Origin of the sequence: Frigoribacterium sp. PhB160 (assembly GCF_003751785.1) — a bacterium.
Lineage (GTDB): Bacteria > Actinomycetota > Actinomycetes > Actinomycetales > Microbacteriaceae > Frigoribacterium.
In genome coordinates, this window is sequence record NZ_RKIE01000001.1 from 669,001 (window position 1) to 686,676 (window position 17,676).

Annotated in this window: 14 protein-coding genes; 9 read left to right on the forward strand and 5 right to left on the reverse strand. The window is 74.4% G+C overall.

Features of this window, described 5'->3' with window-relative positions:
• The first annotated feature begins 13 nt into the window (after positions 1–13).
• On the forward strand, positions 14–586 hold the full coding sequence (locus EDF38_RS03190) for a manganese efflux pump MntP family protein (protein ID WP_123353954.1): 573 nt from the start codon (positions 14–16) through the stop codon (positions 584–586).
• A 73-nt stretch (positions 587–659) separates the two neighbouring features.
• Here EDF38_RS03190 and EDF38_RS03195 read toward each other — a convergent pair whose 3' ends face one another.
• Entirely contained in the window at positions 660–1,709 is a 1,050-nt protein-coding gene (locus EDF38_RS03195; RefSeq protein ID WP_123353955.1) for a family 16 glycosylhydrolase, read from the reverse strand.
• Positions 1,710–2,174: 465 nt separating this feature from the next.
• On the opposite strand from EDF38_RS03195, the gene EDF38_RS03200 reads away from it, so the two are divergent.
• Entirely contained in the window at positions 2,175–4,292 is a 2,118-nt protein-coding gene (locus EDF38_RS03200) for a hypothetical protein (RefSeq protein ID WP_148061440.1), read from the forward strand.
• Positions 4,285–6,708, forward strand: coding sequence for a PIG-L family deacetylase (locus tag EDF38_RS03205; RefSeq protein ID WP_123353957.1), 2,424 nt, complete (start codon positions 4,285–4,287; stop codon positions 6,706–6,708). The genes EDF38_RS03200 and EDF38_RS03205 overlap by 8 nt, the downstream gene beginning before the upstream one ends.
• A gap of 90 nt (positions 6,709–6,798) precedes the next feature.
• Here the strand turns inward: EDF38_RS03205 and EDF38_RS03210 are convergent, their stop codons facing one another.
• Positions 6,799–7,152 (reverse strand): PRC-barrel domain-containing protein, encoded by a 354-nt coding sequence (locus tag EDF38_RS03210; RefSeq protein ID WP_123353958.1) that lies wholly within the window; start codon positions 7,150–7,152, stop codon positions 6,799–6,801.
• A gap of 268 nt (positions 7,153–7,420) precedes the next feature.
• Here EDF38_RS03210 and EDF38_RS03215 point away from each other — a divergent pair, with 268 nt between their 5' ends.
• Positions 7,421–8,182, forward strand: a complete 762-nt coding sequence (locus tag EDF38_RS03215; protein WP_123353959.1) for a gamma-glutamyl-gamma-aminobutyrate hydrolase family protein — start codon at positions 7,421–7,423, stop codon at positions 8,180–8,182.
• 224 nt (positions 8,183–8,406) lie between these two features.
• Positions 8,407–9,906, forward strand: a complete 1,500-nt coding sequence (locus tag EDF38_RS03220; protein ID WP_148061441.1) for an MFS transporter — start codon at positions 8,407–8,409, stop codon at positions 9,904–9,906.
• 370 nt (positions 9,907–10,276) lie between these two features.
• Here EDF38_RS03220 and EDF38_RS03230 read toward each other — a convergent pair whose 3' ends face one another.
• Positions 10,277–10,969, reverse strand: a complete 693-nt coding sequence (locus tag EDF38_RS03230) for a DUF1345 domain-containing protein (protein WP_123353962.1) — start codon at positions 10,967–10,969, stop codon at positions 10,277–10,279.
• Positions 10,970–11,156: 187 nt separating this feature from the next.
• On the opposite strand from EDF38_RS03230, the gene EDF38_RS03235 reads away from it, so the two are divergent.
• Positions 11,157–12,545, forward strand: coding sequence for an NtaA/DmoA family FMN-dependent monooxygenase (locus EDF38_RS03235; RefSeq protein ID WP_123353963.1), 1,389 nt, complete (start codon positions 11,157–11,159; stop codon positions 12,543–12,545).
• 79 nt (positions 12,546–12,624) lie between these two features.
• Here EDF38_RS03235 and EDF38_RS03240 read toward each other — a convergent pair whose 3' ends face one another.
• Positions 12,625–13,077, reverse strand: coding sequence for a hypothetical protein (locus EDF38_RS03240; RefSeq protein WP_123353964.1), 453 nt, complete (start codon positions 13,075–13,077; stop codon positions 12,625–12,627).
• 358 nt (positions 13,078–13,435) lie between these two features.
• On the opposite strand from EDF38_RS03240, the gene EDF38_RS03245 reads away from it, so the two are divergent.
• The gene (locus EDF38_RS03245; RefSeq protein WP_123353965.1) at positions 13,436–14,683 is read left to right on the forward strand and encodes a D-arabinono-1,4-lactone oxidase; all 1,248 of its coding nucleotides are present in this window, start codon (positions 13,436–13,438) and stop codon (positions 14,681–14,683) included.
• 74 nt (positions 14,684–14,757) lie between these two features.
• Entirely contained in the window at positions 14,758–15,729 is a 972-nt protein-coding gene (locus tag EDF38_RS03250) for an aldose 1-epimerase family protein (RefSeq protein WP_123353966.1), read from the forward strand.
• Positions 15,730–15,747: 18 nt separating this feature from the next.
• On the opposite strand, the gene EDF38_RS03255 is transcribed toward EDF38_RS03250, so the two are convergent.
• Positions 15,748–16,056 (reverse strand): hypothetical protein, encoded by a 309-nt coding sequence (locus tag EDF38_RS03255; RefSeq protein ID WP_123353967.1) that lies wholly within the window; start codon positions 16,054–16,056, stop codon positions 15,748–15,750.
• A 492-nt stretch (positions 16,057–16,548) separates the two neighbouring features.
• Between EDF38_RS03255 and chvE the strand changes: the two genes are divergently transcribed.
• Entirely contained in the window at positions 16,549–17,676 is a 1,128-nt protein-coding gene (gene chvE, locus EDF38_RS03260; RefSeq protein WP_123353968.1) for a multiple monosaccharide ABC transporter substrate-binding protein, read from the forward strand.

A 17,676-nucleotide genomic window follows, 5' to 3' on the forward strand; every position in this document is an offset into this window, starting at 1 on the left:
GAAAGGTCGTCCCGTGAGCTTCTGGGCCCTGCTCCTCATCGCCGTCGGCGTCTCCGCCGACGCCTTCGCGGTCGCGCTCGGCAAGGGCCTGCACCTCAAGTCGTCGTCGTCCGTGAAGACCGCCGTCGTCATCGGCCTCACCTTCGGCGCCGCGCAGGCCCTGATGCCGCTGATCGGCTGGCTGCTCGGCACCACGTTCGCCCGCTACGTCGCCGGCGTCGACCACTGGGTGGCGTTCGGCCTGCTGGCCTTGGTCGGCGGCAAGATGCTCTGGGAGGCCTTCACCTCGGGGGACGACGACGAGGAGGACCGCGACCGGCTCTCCGTGCGCGAGCTCCTGGTGCTCGCCCTCGCGACGAGCATCGACGCCCTCGCGGTCGGCGTGACCCTGGCGTTCCTGCCCGTCTCCATCGGCGGGGCGGTGCTGCTCATCGGCGTCACCACGACCGTGCTGACGATCGTCGGCGTCCTGGTCGGCCACCGCGTCGGCGCCCGCTTCGGCAAGCCCGCCGAGATCGCCGGCGGCGTGGTGCTCATCCTCATCGGCACGAGCATCCTGCTCGAGCACCTCGGCATCCTCGGCTGACGCCGACGACCGGCACCGACGCCCGACGACTGAGGCCGACGCCCGACAGGCGCTGCCGCGCCGCGCGCCGGCCCTACCCGTCGTACGAGTAGACCGTCGCCCAGTCGACCTCGACGCGTCCGGCCGACCCGACGGGCGGCATGTCGCCCGTCGTCTCGATCTGCATGACCCAGTGCAGCTTCGACACGGGGATGTCGTCGTAGGTCGTCTTCCAGACCTGGTCGTCGATGAGGTAGTCGATGCGGTCGGGGCGCCACTCGATCGTGTAGGTGTGCCAGTCCTGGAACGACAGGCCGGTGTCGGCCGCGAACGAGTTCAGGGACGGGTCGCCGAGCGTGTGGTTGTAGGCCCGGGCCGTGCCGGTCAGGTCGCCCTCGGGGAAGTTGATCTCGCCCTGGTCCCAGTCGTTGTCGTCGCTCCACAGCAGGAACGCGGCGTAGAAGCCAGGGCCCGAGTCGGCACGCATGCGGACGCTGAACCGGCCGTTGACCTGCCCGCCCCACTCGCCGCCGACGAGCGGCACGACCGCGGCGCTCGTGACCGAGCCCTCCTGGTTCGCCACGTCGAGCGCGAGCTTGCCGTCGGCGGTCGAGACGCCGTCCTCCCGGTACGTGCCGAGGCGGGAGGTGTCGGAGAACCCGTCGTAGGTCTCCCACGAGCCGCGGTACGGGCCCGGGAACGACCCGTTCGGCACGGTGTTGTCGAAGTCGTCGGCGAAGACCTGGGTCCACCCGTCGAGGTCGCCGACGGGCATGGCCTGGCCGCTGGTCTGGTCGACCGCGGCGCCCTCGCCCTCGGTCGCGGCGGACGGCGCCTCGGGGACGGCGGTCTCGGCGGGGGCGGCCTGGGGCGTGCTCGAGGGGCGGTCGGTCACGTCGGGGGCGTCCTTCGTCGTGGCGTCGGGCTCGGCGGGCGCGGACGTGGCCGCGCCGGCGCTCGTCTCGTCGCCCTGGTCGCCGCGGGCGGCGGCGACGGAGATGCCGACCGAGGCGACGAGCAGGGCGGCGGCGCCGACGGCGACGCCGCGGCGAGTGGTCGCGGTCCAGCCCGCCGAGCGGCCGGGGCCGTCGGGGCGACGGGGATCGTCGCCGCGAGGTCGTCCGGACGGGGTGAAGGGGGGCACGTGACTCCTGCTCTGCGCGTGCTCGCGACAGCCCTCGATGAAGGAGCCGCGCACGTCGACGGCCGTGGTGGCCGCTCATACCCTCGCTCGGGGGGTGGCAGGTGGTCAAGGCAGGTCACCTAGGAAGGTGCCGTGACGAGCCTGAGTTTCACCCGTTCGGGGGTCACGGAGCCACCCGGGGCCCCCGGTAGAGTGCGAGGAACGCCTCCCAGCCCCGAAGCTGGCGGCACCCGAACCACGCCGGCCCGAACCGTGCGCGCTTCCACCCCCTCGTCGGCGAGGCCCGACCCAGGCCGCCCCCGTCGCCACGAGCGAGCACGCCCGCGCCTGACCGGCGGCGACCCCTGGAGAGCACTCGTGCCCCGAGCTGACTCTGTCCTCCCCGACGTGCGCCCCGACAGCGCCGCCGGCACCCGGAGCGACAGCCCCCCGACCGACCTGCGACCCGCCGACCAGAGGATCCCGATGGCACCGGCACTGAGGCTCGGCGTCGCCGCGGTCGTCTGGCTGACCCTCCTCGCGGTCGGCATCGGCTTCGCGGCCGACCTCCTCGTGCTGCGGCAGGCCTCGGCCACCGTCTTCCTCCTCCTGGAGCTCGGCGTGGCGCCGGCGCTCCTCGCCCGGCCGATGCGCGCCTCCCGGTTCGCCCTGGTCGCCCTCGTCTCGGGCCTGTCGGCGGTCGTCCTGACCGGCATCACGATGGCCGCCTCGCACGTGTGGCAGCCGGGCTGGCTCATGGTCGCCGTGGTCGTCGCCACGGTCGTCATGCTGTCGATCGGCACCGTCCGCGCGGTCCGCGACCTGCGGGCGACGCGCCTCCCCGGCTCCGCCGACGACCACGAGGAGGCGCGCGGCGGCTCCGCCGGGGAGCTCCCGTGGGCGGCCCTCGGCACCGTCGTCGGGCTCGCGCTCGTCGTCGTGGCGTCGTACCTCGTCCGCGGCGACCCGTCGCGCGGCGGGCTCTTCTCCGTCGAGGGGCCGCTCTGGTGGCTGGGCCTCGCGGTGCTCGCCGCCACGACGGTCGCGGCCTACGCGACCCGTCGCAGCCCGGCCCTGCCGCTGCTCGCCATGAGCGGGGTCGTCGTCCTCTCGCAGGCGGTCGCCTACGGCACGCCGACCATGGTCTCGGCGGCGCGCCACGTCGGCGTCGTCGACTCGATCCGCGTCAACGGCGGCACGACCACGGGCGTCGACATCTTCCAGTCGTGGGCGGGCCTGTTCTCGGGCGTCGCGTGGGTCGCCGACGTCGCGGGCATCCGCGACGTCATGGTGATCGCCACCTGGTGGCCCGTCATGATCACCCCGCTGATCGGCCTCGCCGCGACCGTCCTCGCCCGGCGCTTCATCGGCCACGACGGCCGCGCCTGGTTCGCCGGCGCGCTGTTCGCGCTGACGATCACGCTCAACACGATCTACTTCTCGCCGCAGTCGCTCGGCACCGTGCTCGCGCTCTGCGTCGCGGCCCTCGCCCTCGGCGCCCGCCTGCCCGCGACGTCGACGCGCGACCTCTCCGGCCGCGTCGGCCCGCTCCGCCTCGCCGCGATCCTCGGGCTCGGCTGCACGCTCGCCGTCACGCACCAGATCTCGCCCTACCTGGCGGTGGCGGCCCTCGTCGTCTTCGTCGTGTTCGGCCTCGTGCGGCCGTGGTGGCTGCCGGTGCTCGTGCTCGTGCCGGCCGTCGGCTGGGCCGTGGCGAACCGCTCGGTGCTCGGCACGTTCCTCATCCCCAGCGCGTTCGGCAACGTGTTCGACAACGCGGCCCCGCCCTCGCGTCCCGACGCCACCCTCGGCACGTCCGTCACCAACCTGATCGCCTTCGGGACCCCGGCCGCGCTGCTGGTGCTGATCGGCCTCGCCGCCCTCGTGGTCCTCCTCGTCGGGCCGCGCGACCGACGCACCTGGGCCCTCGTGCTCGCGGCCGCCAGCCCGGTCAGCCTCATCATCGCGACCAACTACGGCGCCGAGGGCATCTTCCGCGTCACGCTCTTCGCCGCGCCCTGGCTCTGCATCCTGGCGGCGCAGCTGCCGTACGAGCGCCTCCTGCGTCCGTTCGGCGACCGGGCTCGGCAGGTCGGCGTCGGCCTGCTCGCGGTCGTCGTCGTGCTCGTGCTGGCGGTCAACGTCTACGGCAACACGGCCCTCGACTGGAACCGCGTCGCGAGCAAGGACACCACGCTCGCCACCGAGGCCTTCGAGGAGCAGGCGGCCCCCGGGTCGGCGCTGCTCATCCCCGGCAACGGCAACGCGACACCCGGCGGCCGCACGGCGAACTACCTGCAGCTGCAGTACGTGACCCGGGAGGCCCTCGGGGGGTACGCCGACACCTCCGACTCGTACGACGCGGTCGCCGACGAGCGCCAGCTCACCTCGAAGTTCGTCACCGGGTGGACCGGGGGCGGCGACTACTACGTCCTCGTCTCGGACGTCATGGGCGCCTACGACGAGCGTTACGGCTTCCAGAGCTACGACGACTTCGAGGAGCTCTCGGCCGCCTTCGCCGCCGACGGCCGCTGGGAGGCCGTGACCACGAGCCCCACCGCGACCCTGTACGTGCTGAGCGACCCCGACGCGGCTCGTGGCTGACGCCGCCGCCCCCCTCGACCGCGACGCCGCACCGGAGCAGGGCGCAGCCCTGCCCGGGAGGCGTCCCGTCCGGGCTCGTCGCCCGCTCGCGGGCCTGGTCGCCGTCGCGGCGGCGCTGCCGGTGATCCTCGGCGCAGGACTGGTGCCCGCGACCTCGGCCGCCGCCGCCTCCTCGTCGCTGTCGTCGTCCACCACCCCGCCCGCGGCCGCCGCCCTCGTCGCCGCGCCCTCGCTCCGGCAGAGCGGCTGCGACGCCGGGACGACGCTCAACGTCGTCGCCCACCAGGACGACGACCTCTTGTTCCAGAGCACGGCCCTCCTCGCCGACCTGCGCGCCGGCCGGTGCGTGACGACGGTCTACGTCACGGCGGGCGACGCCGGCGAGGGAGCCGAGTACGTGCGGGCCCGCGAGACCGGTGCGCGCTCCGCCTACGCGCAGATCCTCGGCGCGGCCGACGCGTGGGACGCCTCCACCGTCGACCTCCACGGCCACGCCGTCGGCCTGGCGCGGCTGACGGGGGACGCCCGGGTGCAGATGCTCTCGCTGCACCTGCCCGACGGCGGGTGGCAGGGCGAGGGCTTCGAGTCGACCGGTCGGCAGACCCTCGAGAAGCTCTGGACCGGCACGATCCCGACCGTCTCGTCCGTCGACGGCCTGACCTCGTACACGCTCGCGCAGCTGCGGGCGCAGCTGCTGGCGATCACGACCGAGGTGCAGCCGACGAACGTCAACACGCTCGACCACCACGGGACCGTCGGCGACGGCGACCACCCCGACCACCACGTCGTCGCCTACCTCGCCGACGAGGCCCAGGCGGCGGCCGGCACCGGCCACGGCTTCGCCGGTTGGATGGGCTACCCGATCATGCTGCGCCCCGCGAACCTCACCGAGGAGCAGGTGGTCGAGAAGGCGTCGGCGTTCTTCCGCTACGCCGCCTCCGACCCCGGCACCTGCGCCTCGGCGGAGACCTGCGCGAGCCGGCCCGAGGGCCGCTGGCTCACCCGCGAGTACACCGTCGGCACGCCGACGACGACCCCGCCGGCCACGACGCCGGTCGACCCCGAGCCCACGCCCGCCCTGTACGACCTCACGCCCGGCGCGGTCGCGTCGGCGGCGTGGGAGAACGCCGCCGACGGCCAGACCGCCGCGGCGGCGATCGACGGGGTCGTCGACGGGTACCCGGGAGCGTCGACCGCCGAGTGGGTCGCGCCCTGGGGCGGCGTCGGGGTGACGTTCACGCTGACGTGGCCCACCGCCGTGACCACGGACACCGTCGTTCTGCACGACCGCGTCAACCTCAGCGACCAGGTGACGGGCGGCACGCTGACCTTCTCCGACGGCTCGACCGTGGCCGTGCCGTCGCTCGAGAACGCGGGCGGGGCGACGACCGTGTCGTTCCCGGCCCGGGCGACGACGTCCCTCCGGCTCACGGTGACCTCGGTGAGCGCCTCCACGCGCAACGTCGGCCTCGCCGAGATCGGCGCGTACTCGACGACCGAGCCGGCCGCGCCGACGCCGACGCCGACCCCGACGCCCCTCTCGACCTACGACGTCACCGCCGGGGCGACGGCGACCGCCAGCTCGGAGTCGTCGGCCGACGGCCAGGCCGCCGCGAAGGCGATCGACGGCGTCGTCGACGGCTACCCCGGGGTGCACACCGCCGAGTGGGCCACCCGCGGCGGCCGCGAGGGCTCGTGGCTGCAGCTCGACTGGCCCACGGCGCGCACCGTCGACCAGGTGGTGCTGCACGACCGGCCGAACCTGGCCGACCAGGTCACCGGGGCGACGCTCTCCTTCTCGGACGGCTCGACGGTCTCGGTGCCGTCCCTCGCGGACGGGGGAGGCGCCTCCGTCGTCTCGTTCCCGGCTCGCAGCACCTCGTCGGTGCGGGTCACGGTCACCGGCGTGTCGGCGACCACCGGCAACGTGGGGCTGGCCGAGCTGGTCGTCCGGAGCGCCGTGGCGGCGCCGGTGACGCCGGCCGTGCCGACGGGGACGGACGTCACGGCCGGCGCGGTCGCGTCGGCGGCGTGGGAGAACGCGGCCGACGGCCAGACCGCCGCGGCGGCCATCGACGGGGTCGTCGGCGGGTACCCGGCCGCGACGTCGGCCGAGTGGGTCGCCCGGTGGGGCGGCGTCGGCGTCACCTACACGCTGACCTGGGCCTCGCCCGTGACCACGGACGCCGTCGTGCTGCACGACCGGGTCAACCTCGCCGACCAGGTGACGGGCGGCACGCTGACGTTCTCGGACGGCTCGACCGTCGCGGTGCCCGCGCTCGAGAACGCGGGCGGTGCCACGACGGTGTCGTTCCCGGCGCGGGCGACGACGTCGGTCCGGTTCACGGTGACGTCGGTGAGCGCCTCGACGCGCGACGTGGGGCTCGCCGAGCTGCGCGTGCTGCGGCAGGGCTGAGCCGGCCGGTCCGACGCGACCGGGAGACGACGGGAGGCGCGGTGCCGAGCGGCACCGCGCCTCCTTCTCTCTGTCGGTGTCGCTGGTGCGTCAGCGGCGGCCGAGGCGGCGCTCGCCGCTCGCGCCGAGGGCGTAGGGCAGGCCGTAGTGGGCGAAGACGGCCTGCTCCTGCGAGGCCTCGAGCTCGCCGTCGGTCTCGATCGAGGGAGCGTCCTTGACGAGCTTCTTGTCGAACTGCACCTTGACGTGCTTCGGGGCGACGACCGCGCCGTCGAGGGGCACGAAGATCAGCTTCTTGCCGACGATGCCCGCCTGGACGGTCGCGAACGAGGGAGCGTCGGTCGACGTGTCGAAGTAGACGCTCTCGAGCGTCCCGACCTTGTCGCCGGCGGGGTCGACGACCGGCAGGCCGATCCAGTCGCGCAGGTTCTCGGCTTCGAACATGGCATGCCTCTCTGCGGGCGTGGGTCAGGGCCGTCGCGCCGCGCCTCCGACGGTAGTAGCTCGGGGCGGCCGCCGCCCCGGCCGCGGCCGGCCGCTCCCGGCCGCCGCTCCGCTCGGCGCCCGCTCGGCTCGGCGCCCGCTCGGCTCGGCGCTCGCCGCGCTCGCGTTCGGCGCCCGCCGCGCTCGCGTTCGGCGCCCGCCGCCGTCGGCGACTCAGGAGTCGTCGTCGCACCCGTGCCCGGCACGGGCCGCGTGGCACGATGAGCGCATGTCGTTCCTGACCCCGCCACGCCTGCTCGTCGTCGACGTCGCCGACGGAGGTCGCGACGACCCCGCCTTCGAGGACGAGCTGCGCCGGCTCACCGCCGCGGTCGTCCGCACGGCCGCCGACGTCGGCTTCGAGGTCGACCGGGTGGCTGCGGCCCAGGTCGCCCCCGACGAGCTCGAGCGCCTGCTCGGGCGGGCGCAGGCGGTCGTCGTCACCGGCGGCGAGGACGTCGACCCCGCCTTCTACGACGGCCCGGCCGACTACCCCCACCGGGGCCAGACCTTCCCGGACGCCGACCGGGTGCAGGTCGCCCTCGTCCGACGGGCGGTGGAGGCGCGCCTCCCGCTGGTCGGGATCTGCCGCGGCATGCAGGTCGTCAACGTCGCGCTCGGCGGCGACCTCGTGCAGCACCTCCACGCCGGCGGCCACGTCGCGGCGTCGGTCGACGACAGCATGGTCGACCACGAGGTGCGCGTGGCCGCCGACAGCGACCTGGCCCGGGTGCTCGGCCGCACCCGGCTCGACGTGCGGAGCTCCCACCACCAGGCCGTCGGTCGCACGGGGGAGGGGCTGCGGGCCACGGCCTGGGCCGACGACGGCACGGTGGAGGCCGTCGAGCACGAGTCGGCGCCGGTGTGGTGCGTGCAGTGGCACCCCGAGGACGCCGGGTCCCGCGGCACCGTGCTGACCGACCTGCTGACGGCGTCCCGGGACGCCGCGGCGTCGCGGTCGGCCGGCGCGGAGGCCACGACGGAGGCCTGACCGTCCGCCACCGGTGAACGCCGAACATCGTTCGGTCCCTTGCGGAGAGGGCAGGGGTGCGTGTCACACTGGACGGAGCGCCCTCGTCGTGGAGCGGCATCCCCATCCCCACCCGTCAGCTACGACCCGCGACGAGTGCGCGACGTCCGGCGGCCACGAGCCACGCGGCGTCCTGCCGACCGGCCGTCGGCGTGCGCGCCCTCCGCGGAGTTCCGGAGGCCCTCGTGCAAGACACCCTCACGCGCCGTGACGACCACCCCGAGACGGGGTCGGTCCCGACGACCGCCCTCGGCCGAGCCCGGTCGGACTACACCGGCTCGATGCGCGTCAGCAGCATCGACACCGCCGAGCGCGCCGCCGAGGCGAAGGCCTCCCGCGACGGCACGCCGCACGTGCTCACCCCGTCGGCGATCGTCGGCATCGTCGTGCTCGGCCTCTCGACGTTCTTCGCGATCACGACCGAGCTGATGCCCGTGGGGCTCCTCTCGACGATGAGCACCGACCTCGGGGTCTCCGAGTCGCGCATGGGCATCGTCGTCACGGTCTACGCCCTCGCCGTCGCCCTGCTGGCGCCGCCGCTGACCTGGGCGACCGCGCGCGTCCCACGCAAGGCGGTCCTCGTCGCCACGCTCGTCGGGTACACCGCCTCGAACCTCATCGTGGCCCTCGCGCCGACCTTCGCCGTCGTCTGCGTCGGACGCGTCGTCGGCGGCGTCGCCCACGCCCTCTTCTTCTCGGTGGCGTCGGCCTACGCGACGCGCATCGTGCCTCCCCGGCTCGCCGGTCGCGCCATCGCCTTCGTCTACTCGGGCAGCTCGCTCGGCTTCGTGATCGGCGTGCCGGTCGCCACGACGGTCGGCGACCAGCTCGGGTGGCGCCCGGCGGTCGGGGCCGTCGCGGTCGCGTCCGCCGTGCTCGCGGTCGTCGCCCTCGCTTTCCTGCCGTCGGTGCGGGGCGAGTCGTACCCCCACATCGGCTCGGTGCGCTCCTGGGCACGGTCGGGCCTGCTCGCCGTCGTCGTGGCCGACCTGCTGCTCTTCACGGGGCACTACGTCGTCTACACGTACGTCGGGCCGTACCTCGTGACGGCGGGGCTCGGCGCGGGCTCGGTCGGGCCCGCGCTGCTCGTGCTCGGGGCGACGGGCGTCGTCGGGCTGCTCGTCGCCGGGGCGTTCGTCGACCGCGCCCCGCGCCAGACGCTGCTCGCGGCGGTCGCGGTCATGGCGCTCGCGCTCGGCGCCCTGCCCCTCGTGCACGGCTCACTCGTCGGCACCTTCGTCGTCGCCGGGGTCTGGGTCGCCGCCAACGGCACGACGGGCACGCTGTTCATGGCGGCCGCGATCCGCACCGGGGGAGTCAGCCCCGACATCGCGGGCGCGCTCGTCAACGCCGGCTCGAACGTGGGCATCGCGGCGGGCGCCGCCCTCGGGGCCCAGCTCTCCGGAGCGACCGGACTCGGGACGCTGCCCTTCGCCGCGGCGGTCGTGGTGGCCGCGAGCCTCGTCGTCGTGGCCCTGGCCCGGCGGGGGTTCCCGCTCCGCGGCCACGCGCAGGAACAGCTCTCAACCTCGAGCCTCCGTACCATCACCTCGTCGGTCGCGGCCGTGACGCAGTCCGTGCGGGTCGTTCCGCCCGCCGGCGCGGCCGGTGCCGGGGGCGCCGGCGACGGGGCCGCCGGTGACGGCTCGGGCCCGGCGGTGCGCGGCGGGCGTCGCCGGCGCTGACCCTGCTGTCCGCCCCGGCCTCGGCCTCGGGCCCCTGCCGCGTCGACAGCTCAGGAAAGATCGGCCGCGCAGCCACGGCCTCGCGCCCTCGAGCCGCGGCCGCCGACGCGATCGCCTGAGTTCGCGACCGCGCGGCCGGCCGTGGCACCCGTGTCCCGCCGCCACCCCGCCGCCCCGCCCCGTCGACGACTCAGGTGGAAGCGGCCGCGCGTGTGCGCGCTCCGCTCCCGCGGCGCCGCCGCCGACGCGATCGCCTGAGTTCGCGACGAGAACGTCTCGCGGGGGCGGTGCCACGGGACGACCCGCCCCGCGGCCACCCGGTGACCCCGGCAACGGCGACCGCGCCGTCACCCGAGCACCGACCGCGCCGTCACCCGAGCAGCGACACCGCCCGGGCGATGACGACCGCCAGCAGCACGAACCCGCTGAGCGCCTCGACGGCCATGAGCGCCTTGGCCCGGAGGCTCAGCGGCATCGTGTCGGTCGGGCTGAACGCCATCGAGTTCGTCAGCGAGAAGTAGAGGTAGTCGCCGAAGGCGGCGACCCAGCCGCTGCGCGGCGACGAGCGCCGGGCCACCTCCTCGACGGCGTCGTCGTCCTCGTCCTGCGGGAACCGGAAGTCCGCCGACGGCAGCACCGCCCGAGGACTGTGCCGCCGGGCCACCGGTCCGCCGCGGTCGAGCTCCCAGTACACGAGCGCGAACCCGATGACGTTCGTCACCCACACCTGCAGCGCGGCGACGAGCAGCACCGGGCCGCTCTGGTCGGTGTCCGTGACGAGCACCACGATCAGGTGCACCAGCGCGACCTCGTTCGCGACCACGAGCAGCACGGCCTGGCCCGCCGACAGGTACTTCGACCACGCCGTCTCCCGCCGAAGGTGGTGCGGGTTCAGGATCACGAGCGGCACGAGCATCGCGAGGCCGACCGCCACCACGACCCAGCGCAGACCCGGCAGGAACGAGCTCGGCAGCGCCGCGTACAGCGACAGCGCCGCCAGCAGCGCGACCACCGCAGGCCAGCGGTGCTCGGCGCGGGGGTCGGCAGGCTCGACGAGGGTCACGCCGTCGACACTAGGCCGCCTCCGGCGACGAACTCAGGAGGCGCGGTGCCGCCGGGCCCCACCGCCCCGCTCCCACGGGCGCCTCCGACGACGCTTCCTGAGTTCGCACCGGCCCGACCCGGCCCCCCACCGCAACGCGGCGCAACCTGCGCCCGCCCGTCACCCGCGGTGTGGCATCGTCGACCAGATGACCGACCAGAGCACCCGCCCCAAGCAGCTGATCCTCAACCTCTTCGAGATGAACTGCGTCGGGCACATCACGCACGGCCTCTGGCGCCTGCCCGGCAACCAGCGTCGCGAGTACACCGACATCGCCTACTGGACCGAGCTCGCCCGTCTGGCCGAGCGCGGCGGCTTCGACGCCGTCTTCCTCGCCGACGTGCTCGGCACCTACGACGTCTACGGCGACAGCCCCGCCCCCGCCCTGCTCGAGGGCATCCAGGCGCCGGCGAACGATCCCATGCTGGTGGTGCCGGTGATGGCCGCCGTCACCGAGCACCTCGGCTTCGGCATCACGGCGTCGACGAGCTACGAGCCGCCCTTCGCCTTCGCCCGCCGCATGTCGACCCTCGACCACCTCACGAACGGCCGCGTCGGCTGGAACGTCGTCACCTCGTACCTGCCCGCCGCCGCCCGCAACTTCGGGCTCGACGCCGAGATCCCGAAGGAGGAGCGGTACGCGCGCGCCGCCGAGTACCTCGAGGTCGTCTACAAGCTGTGGGAGGGGTCGTGGGAGGACGACGCCGTCGTCGCCGACCCGACCGCCGACGGCCTCGCCCCCGGCTCCGGCGTCTACACCGACCCGGCGAAGGTGCACGCGATCGACCACGTCGGCCGCTTCTACCGCGTCGCCGGCCCGCACCTCAGCGAGCCCTCGCCGCAGCGGACGCCCGTGCTCTTCCTCGCGACGGCCTCGCCGACCGGCGTCGAGCAGGCCGCGCGCAACGCCGAGGTGGTCTTCACCGGCGGCTCGGCCGTCCGCCGGGTCGCCGAGGCCACCCGGGCGGCCGCCGTCGAGGCGGGCCGAGCGGCGGACGACGTGTCGTTCATCGTGCAGGCGGGCGTCATCACCGCCGAGACCGACGCCGAGGTCGCCGAGAAGCTCGCGCTCTACCGATCGTTCGCCAGCGAGCAGGGCGCGCTCGTCCACCGCAGCGTCCCCTTCGACGCGCCGAGCCATCCCCGTGACCGGACGGTGCGCGAGGCGCTCGCCGCCGAGGGCCGCCTCGACCACCCGGGCGCGGCCGCCCTGCCGCTCGACATCACGGTCGGCCAGCTCGTCGACAGCGTCGACGAGGCCTGGGGAGGGGCGTTCTTCGTCGCCGGCACCCCGATGGTCGTCGCCGACGAGATCGAGCGCTGGCTCGACGAGGAGGGGATCGACGGCATCAACCTCCGCCAGTACCACTCGTTCGACACGCTCCGCGACTTCGTCGAGCTGGTCGTGCCCGAGCTTCGGCGGCGGGGTCGCGTCCGCGAGGCGTACGTGCCGGGGGAGACGCTGCGGGAGCGGCTCACGGGCGGGGGTCCGCGCCTCCCCGTGTCGCACCCCGCCGCGACGCACCGCCGCGGCTGAGCGCGGCAGGTCGACCAGGGCCGCGGCTCGGCGACCACGACGGCCGGAGGCGCGGCCCGCTCCCCGAGGGGGAGGCGCGTCAGCCGACGGTGCGGTCGCGGTACCGCGCGGGCACCGGGGGCACGCGCACCCAGGCCGTGCGCGACATGCCGTCGAGGGAGGTCCACTCGACGAAGACGGTGCCGAGCTCGGCCACGGCGGCGAGGTCGTCCGGCGAGGCGACCGCGAGGCCGGCGCCCCGGGGGAGCTTGCGGGCCGTGCGGACGGTGCCGCCCGGCAGGTCGACCTCGACGCGGCGCGGGGTCTGTCCGCCGATCGCCTTGAGCACGAGGCAGGTGCCGAGCGGCAGGGCCGGGTCGCGGCCGTCGTTCGGGGCGTCGAGGTAGGTGAGGTAGAAGCGGGGCGGGCGGCGGAGGGCGACGACGCGCTCGGGGCGGATGTCGACGACGGCCGCTGCCGCGGGCTGCATCGGGGCGAGCGGGACCCCCTCGGCGGAGAGCACGCCGTCCGTGCCTGGTTCCGTCGTGTCCATGGTCGCGTTCCCCTGATCGTGATCGTGCGCCGGGCTGCCTCGTCCGACATGTCCCATAGAACTCCTGTCGGCGGCGCGGGACAACGGGGGACACGGGCCCAGTTGGGGGGACACCGGAACCCCAGAACGAGGGGCACGGTGCGTGTCGTTGCCGAGGCCGCCCGGTCACGCGTGCCAGCGCGCGCGCCGACGAGGGGCGACGATACATCACCGGCAGTACACCGATCACGATCGGCAGTACATCAGCCGACCCGGCGCGAGGCGTCGACGGTCCCCGACCCGCAGGTCGATCCGGCCCGCGGCGACCGCCGGGTGAGCGCTCACTAGACTGTCGCCGTCACGAGTCGAAGGAGTCTCCATGCACAACTGGGCCGGCAACGTCGAGTACCGGGCGGGCGAGCTGCGCCGCCCCGCCAGCGTCGACGAGGTGCGCGAGATCGTCGCCTCGAGCCGTCGCGTGAAGGCGCTGGGCTCGCGCCACTCGTTCAGCCTCGTCGCCGACACCGACGGCGTGCTCGTCTCGACCGAGGCGCTCGACGTGCCGACGGAGCTCGACGAGGCGACCGGCACCGTCCGGGTCGGCGCGGGCTCGACGCACGCGGCCCTCGCCGTCGAGCTCCAGCGTCGCGGCCGGGCCCTCTCGAACCTGGCGTCGCTGCCCCACATCTCCGTCGCCGGCGCCGTCCAGACCGGCACGCACGGCTCGGGGGCGGGCAACCCCGCGTTGTCGGCCGCCGTCTCGGCCGTCGAGATCGTCCGGGCCGACGGGGCGCTCGAGCTCGTCCGCCGGGGCGACGAGGCCTTCGCCGCGTCGGTCGTGTCCGTCGGCGCCCTCGGCGTGGTCACCGCGCTCGAGCTCGACACGGTGCCGACCTTCGACGTGGTGCAGACCGTGCACCAGGGCCTGCCCTGGACCGCGGCCCTCGAGCACTTCGACGCCCTCATGGGCCGCGCCTACAGCGTCAGCCTCTTCACCCGCTACGTCGGCGACGACGTCGACCAGGTCTGGACCAAGGCGCGGGTCGACGACGGCGGGCCGACGCTCGACGTCGAGGCGCTGGGAGCCCGTCCCGCCGAGGCGGCCCTGCACATGCTGCCCGACACGGCGGCCGACGCCGTGACGCCGCAGCTCGGCGTCCCCGGGCCCTGGCTCGAGCGCCTGCCGCACTTCCGGGCCGAGTTCACGCCGAGCGCGGGGGAAGAGATCCAGAGCGAGTACCTGGTCGCCGCCGAGCACGCGCCGGCCGCGATCGAGGCGCTCCGGGCGATCGGCCCGACGCTCGACCACGTCCTGTACGTCAGCGAGATCCGGGCCGTCGCGGCCGACGACGCCTGGCTCAGCCCGAGCGGCGGACGCCAGAGCATCGCGTTCCACTTCACCTGGCGCCGCGAGACCGAGGCCGTCCTCGCCGTCCTGCCCTCGATCGAGGCCGCCCTCGCGCCCTTCGACGCCCGCCCGCACTGGGGCAAGGTGTCGACGCTCGTCCGCGACGAGCTGCGCGGCCGCTACCCCCGCCTCGACGACTTCGCGGCGCACGCCCGCGCGGTCGACCCCGAGGGCCGCTTCCGCAACGCCTGGCTCGACGAGCACGTGCTCGGCGCCTGACGGCACCGGCCCCGCCCGACCCGCACTCGCACTCGCCCGCCCGCCCCGCCCCACGAGAACACGGACCACGCGACATGACCGACAGCACGAGCCCCTCCACCACGTCCGACCCCGACGCAGGAGGCGCGCCCCTGCCCGTCAGCGGCGCCCCCGTCACGCTCGTCCACGGCCCCTACCGCGCCGAGCTGGCCGGCGTCGGCGCGACCCTCCGCGCCCTGACGCACGACGGCCGTGACCTCGTCGTCCCGTTCGACGTCGACGCCGTCCGGCCCCTGTTCCGCGGAGCCCTCCTGGCGCCGTGGCCGAACCGGGTCGTGGACGGCCGCTACGTCGACGACGACGGCGTCGAGCGACAGCTGGCCGTCTCGGAGGTCGAGCGCGGGCACGCCCTGCACGGGCTGGTCGCCTGGGCCGAGTGGCAGGTCGAGGAGGCGGGGCCGACCCGCGCCTCCTTCGCCACGGAGCTCGCCCCGAGCGACGGGTACCCCTGGCGGCTGCGGCTGCGGGCCGAGCACGAGCTCGGCGACGAGGGGCTCACGACGACGGTCACGGCCACCAACGTCGGCGTCGGCACCGCTCCCTACGGCGTCGCGCCGCACCCGTACCTCGTGGCGGGGGAGGGACGCGTCGACGACTGGACGCTCACCCTGCCCGCCGCGAGCTGGCTCGACGTCACCGACGACCGGCTCGTGCCCCTCGACCTGCACGGCGTCGACGAGAAGCCCGAGTTCGACTTCCGCGCGTCGCGGCGGCTCGGCGACACCTTCGTCGACCACGCCTTCACCGACCTCGAGCCGGGGGAGGGGGGCCTCGTCCGCGCGACGGTCGTGGCCGCCGACGGCCGGGGCGTCGCGATGACGTGGGGCCCCGAGCTGCCCTGGGTGCAGGTGCACACCGCCGACCGGCCCGACCCCGCCGACGACCGGGTCGGCCTCGCCGTCGAGCCGATGACCTGCCCGCCCGACGCCTTCTCGAGCGGCACCGACCTCGTGCGCCTCGCGCCCGGCGAGCAGCACACGGCGGCCTGGACGATCTCCGCGGCCTAGGCGCGGTCCCGGCTCCGGCTAGAGCAGCGCGCCGAGGGGCTGCTCCTCCCAGGTCACGGCCGACACCGCCCCGCTCGACGAGCGGGCCAGGGCGGCGTCGAGGGCACGTCGGGTCCGGCGCACGGCGAGCTCGTCCCGCACGACGACGTCGAACCGCAGCATGTCGGGCAGCTCGGTGAGCAGCACCGTGCCCGCGTCGGCGAGCTGGACGAGGTACTGGCCCACGTCGACGCGGGCGGCCGCGTGCTCCGACAGGAGGCGCCGCGACAGCCAGAAGAGCCCGGCGCTGTCGTGCGCGGTGTGGACGGTGGCGGTCGCGGTGATCATGCCGACATGGTGCCCCGGGTTCCGCTCAGGCCCGTGAACGGCGTGTATCGAGCGTGTGAACGATCCGGCCGATCGGGTGACTTGACACCGGCCCCGGCGTCGTTCATGATTGCCCCGGACCACGCGATGTGAGCGCTCACATCCCCGAAGCGAACACCGCGGGCCGCCCTGATCCACTGCTGCTGACGAAGAGGTCACCCCGTGAACCGCACCGCCCCCGACGCCCCCGCCGCGTCCTCCTCACCCGCCGCGACGCCCTCGCTCGCAGGCATCCCCGTCGACACCGTCTGACGCCCCCGACCCCGTCGGCGCGTCCGCGCGCACGACGGCCCGTCCCGGTCCCCGGCACCTGCCGCCGACCCCGACGCCCCCGCGGCAGCCCGCCGCACGGTCTCCGTGCCGAGGGCCGCTGAAGCACCCGCACCACCCTCACAGCACCACCATCCGTCATCGACGACGTCGTCGAGGTGACACGGACACGAAGGAATCCCCGTGAAGAACAAGAAGCTCATCGGCGTCGTCGTCGCCGCCGGTCTCGCGATCTCCCTCGCCGGCTGCGCCGGCGGCGGCGGACGCGGCGCCGACGCCGGCAGCGGCGACTCCGGCGACAACGCCGGCGCTCTCATCGGCGTGGCGATGCCCACGAAGGTCTCGGAGCGCTGGATCAAGGACGGCGACGCCGTCAAGAGCGCCCTCGAGAAGAAGGGCTACAAGGTCGACCTCGAGTACGCCGACAACAAGATCCCGCAGCAGGTCCAGCAGGTCAGCAACATGATCACGAAGGGCGCGAAGGTCCTCATCGTCGCCTCGATCGACGGCGGCTCGCTCAGCGACCAGCTCGACTCGGCCGCCAAGGCCGGCATCAAGGTCATCTCGTACGACCGCCTCCTGACGGGCAACAAGAACGTCGACTACTACGTCTCCTTCGACAACTACAAGGTGGGCGTCGACCAGGGCACCAGCCTCCTGACGGGCCTCGGCCTCGTCGACGCCGACGGCAAGAAGGTCGACGGCGCCGCGCCCAAGACCATCGAGGTCTTCGCCGGCAGCTCCGACGACAACAACGCCACGTTCTTCTTCAACGGCGCCATGGACACCCTCAAGCCCTACATCGAGGACGGCTCGCTGACGATCGGCTCCGGCCAGGACCAGTTCACGCAGGCCGCCACGCAGCAGTGGGACCCCGCGACCGCCAAGGCCCGCATGCAGAACCTGATCGCGTCGACGTACTCGAGCGGCACCAAGCTCGACGGCGTGCTCTCGCCCTACGACGGCATCTCGATCGGCATCATCTCGGCGCTCCAGGGCGCCGGCTACGCCGACGACGCCCTGCCGGTCGTCACCGGCCAGGACGCCGAGGCCGCCTCGGTGAAGTCGATCATCGAGGGTCAGCAGTACTCGACCATCTACAAGGACACGCGTCAGCTCGCCGACCAGTCCGTCGTGATGGCCGACGACATCCTCAACGGCAAGACGCCCGAGACGAACGACGACAAGACGTACGACAACAAGGTCAAGGTCGTCCCGACCTACCTGTTCCAGCCCGTCACGGTCACCAAGGACAACTACAAAGAGGTCCTGATCGACAGCGGCTACTACACCGAGGCCGACCTCAAGTAA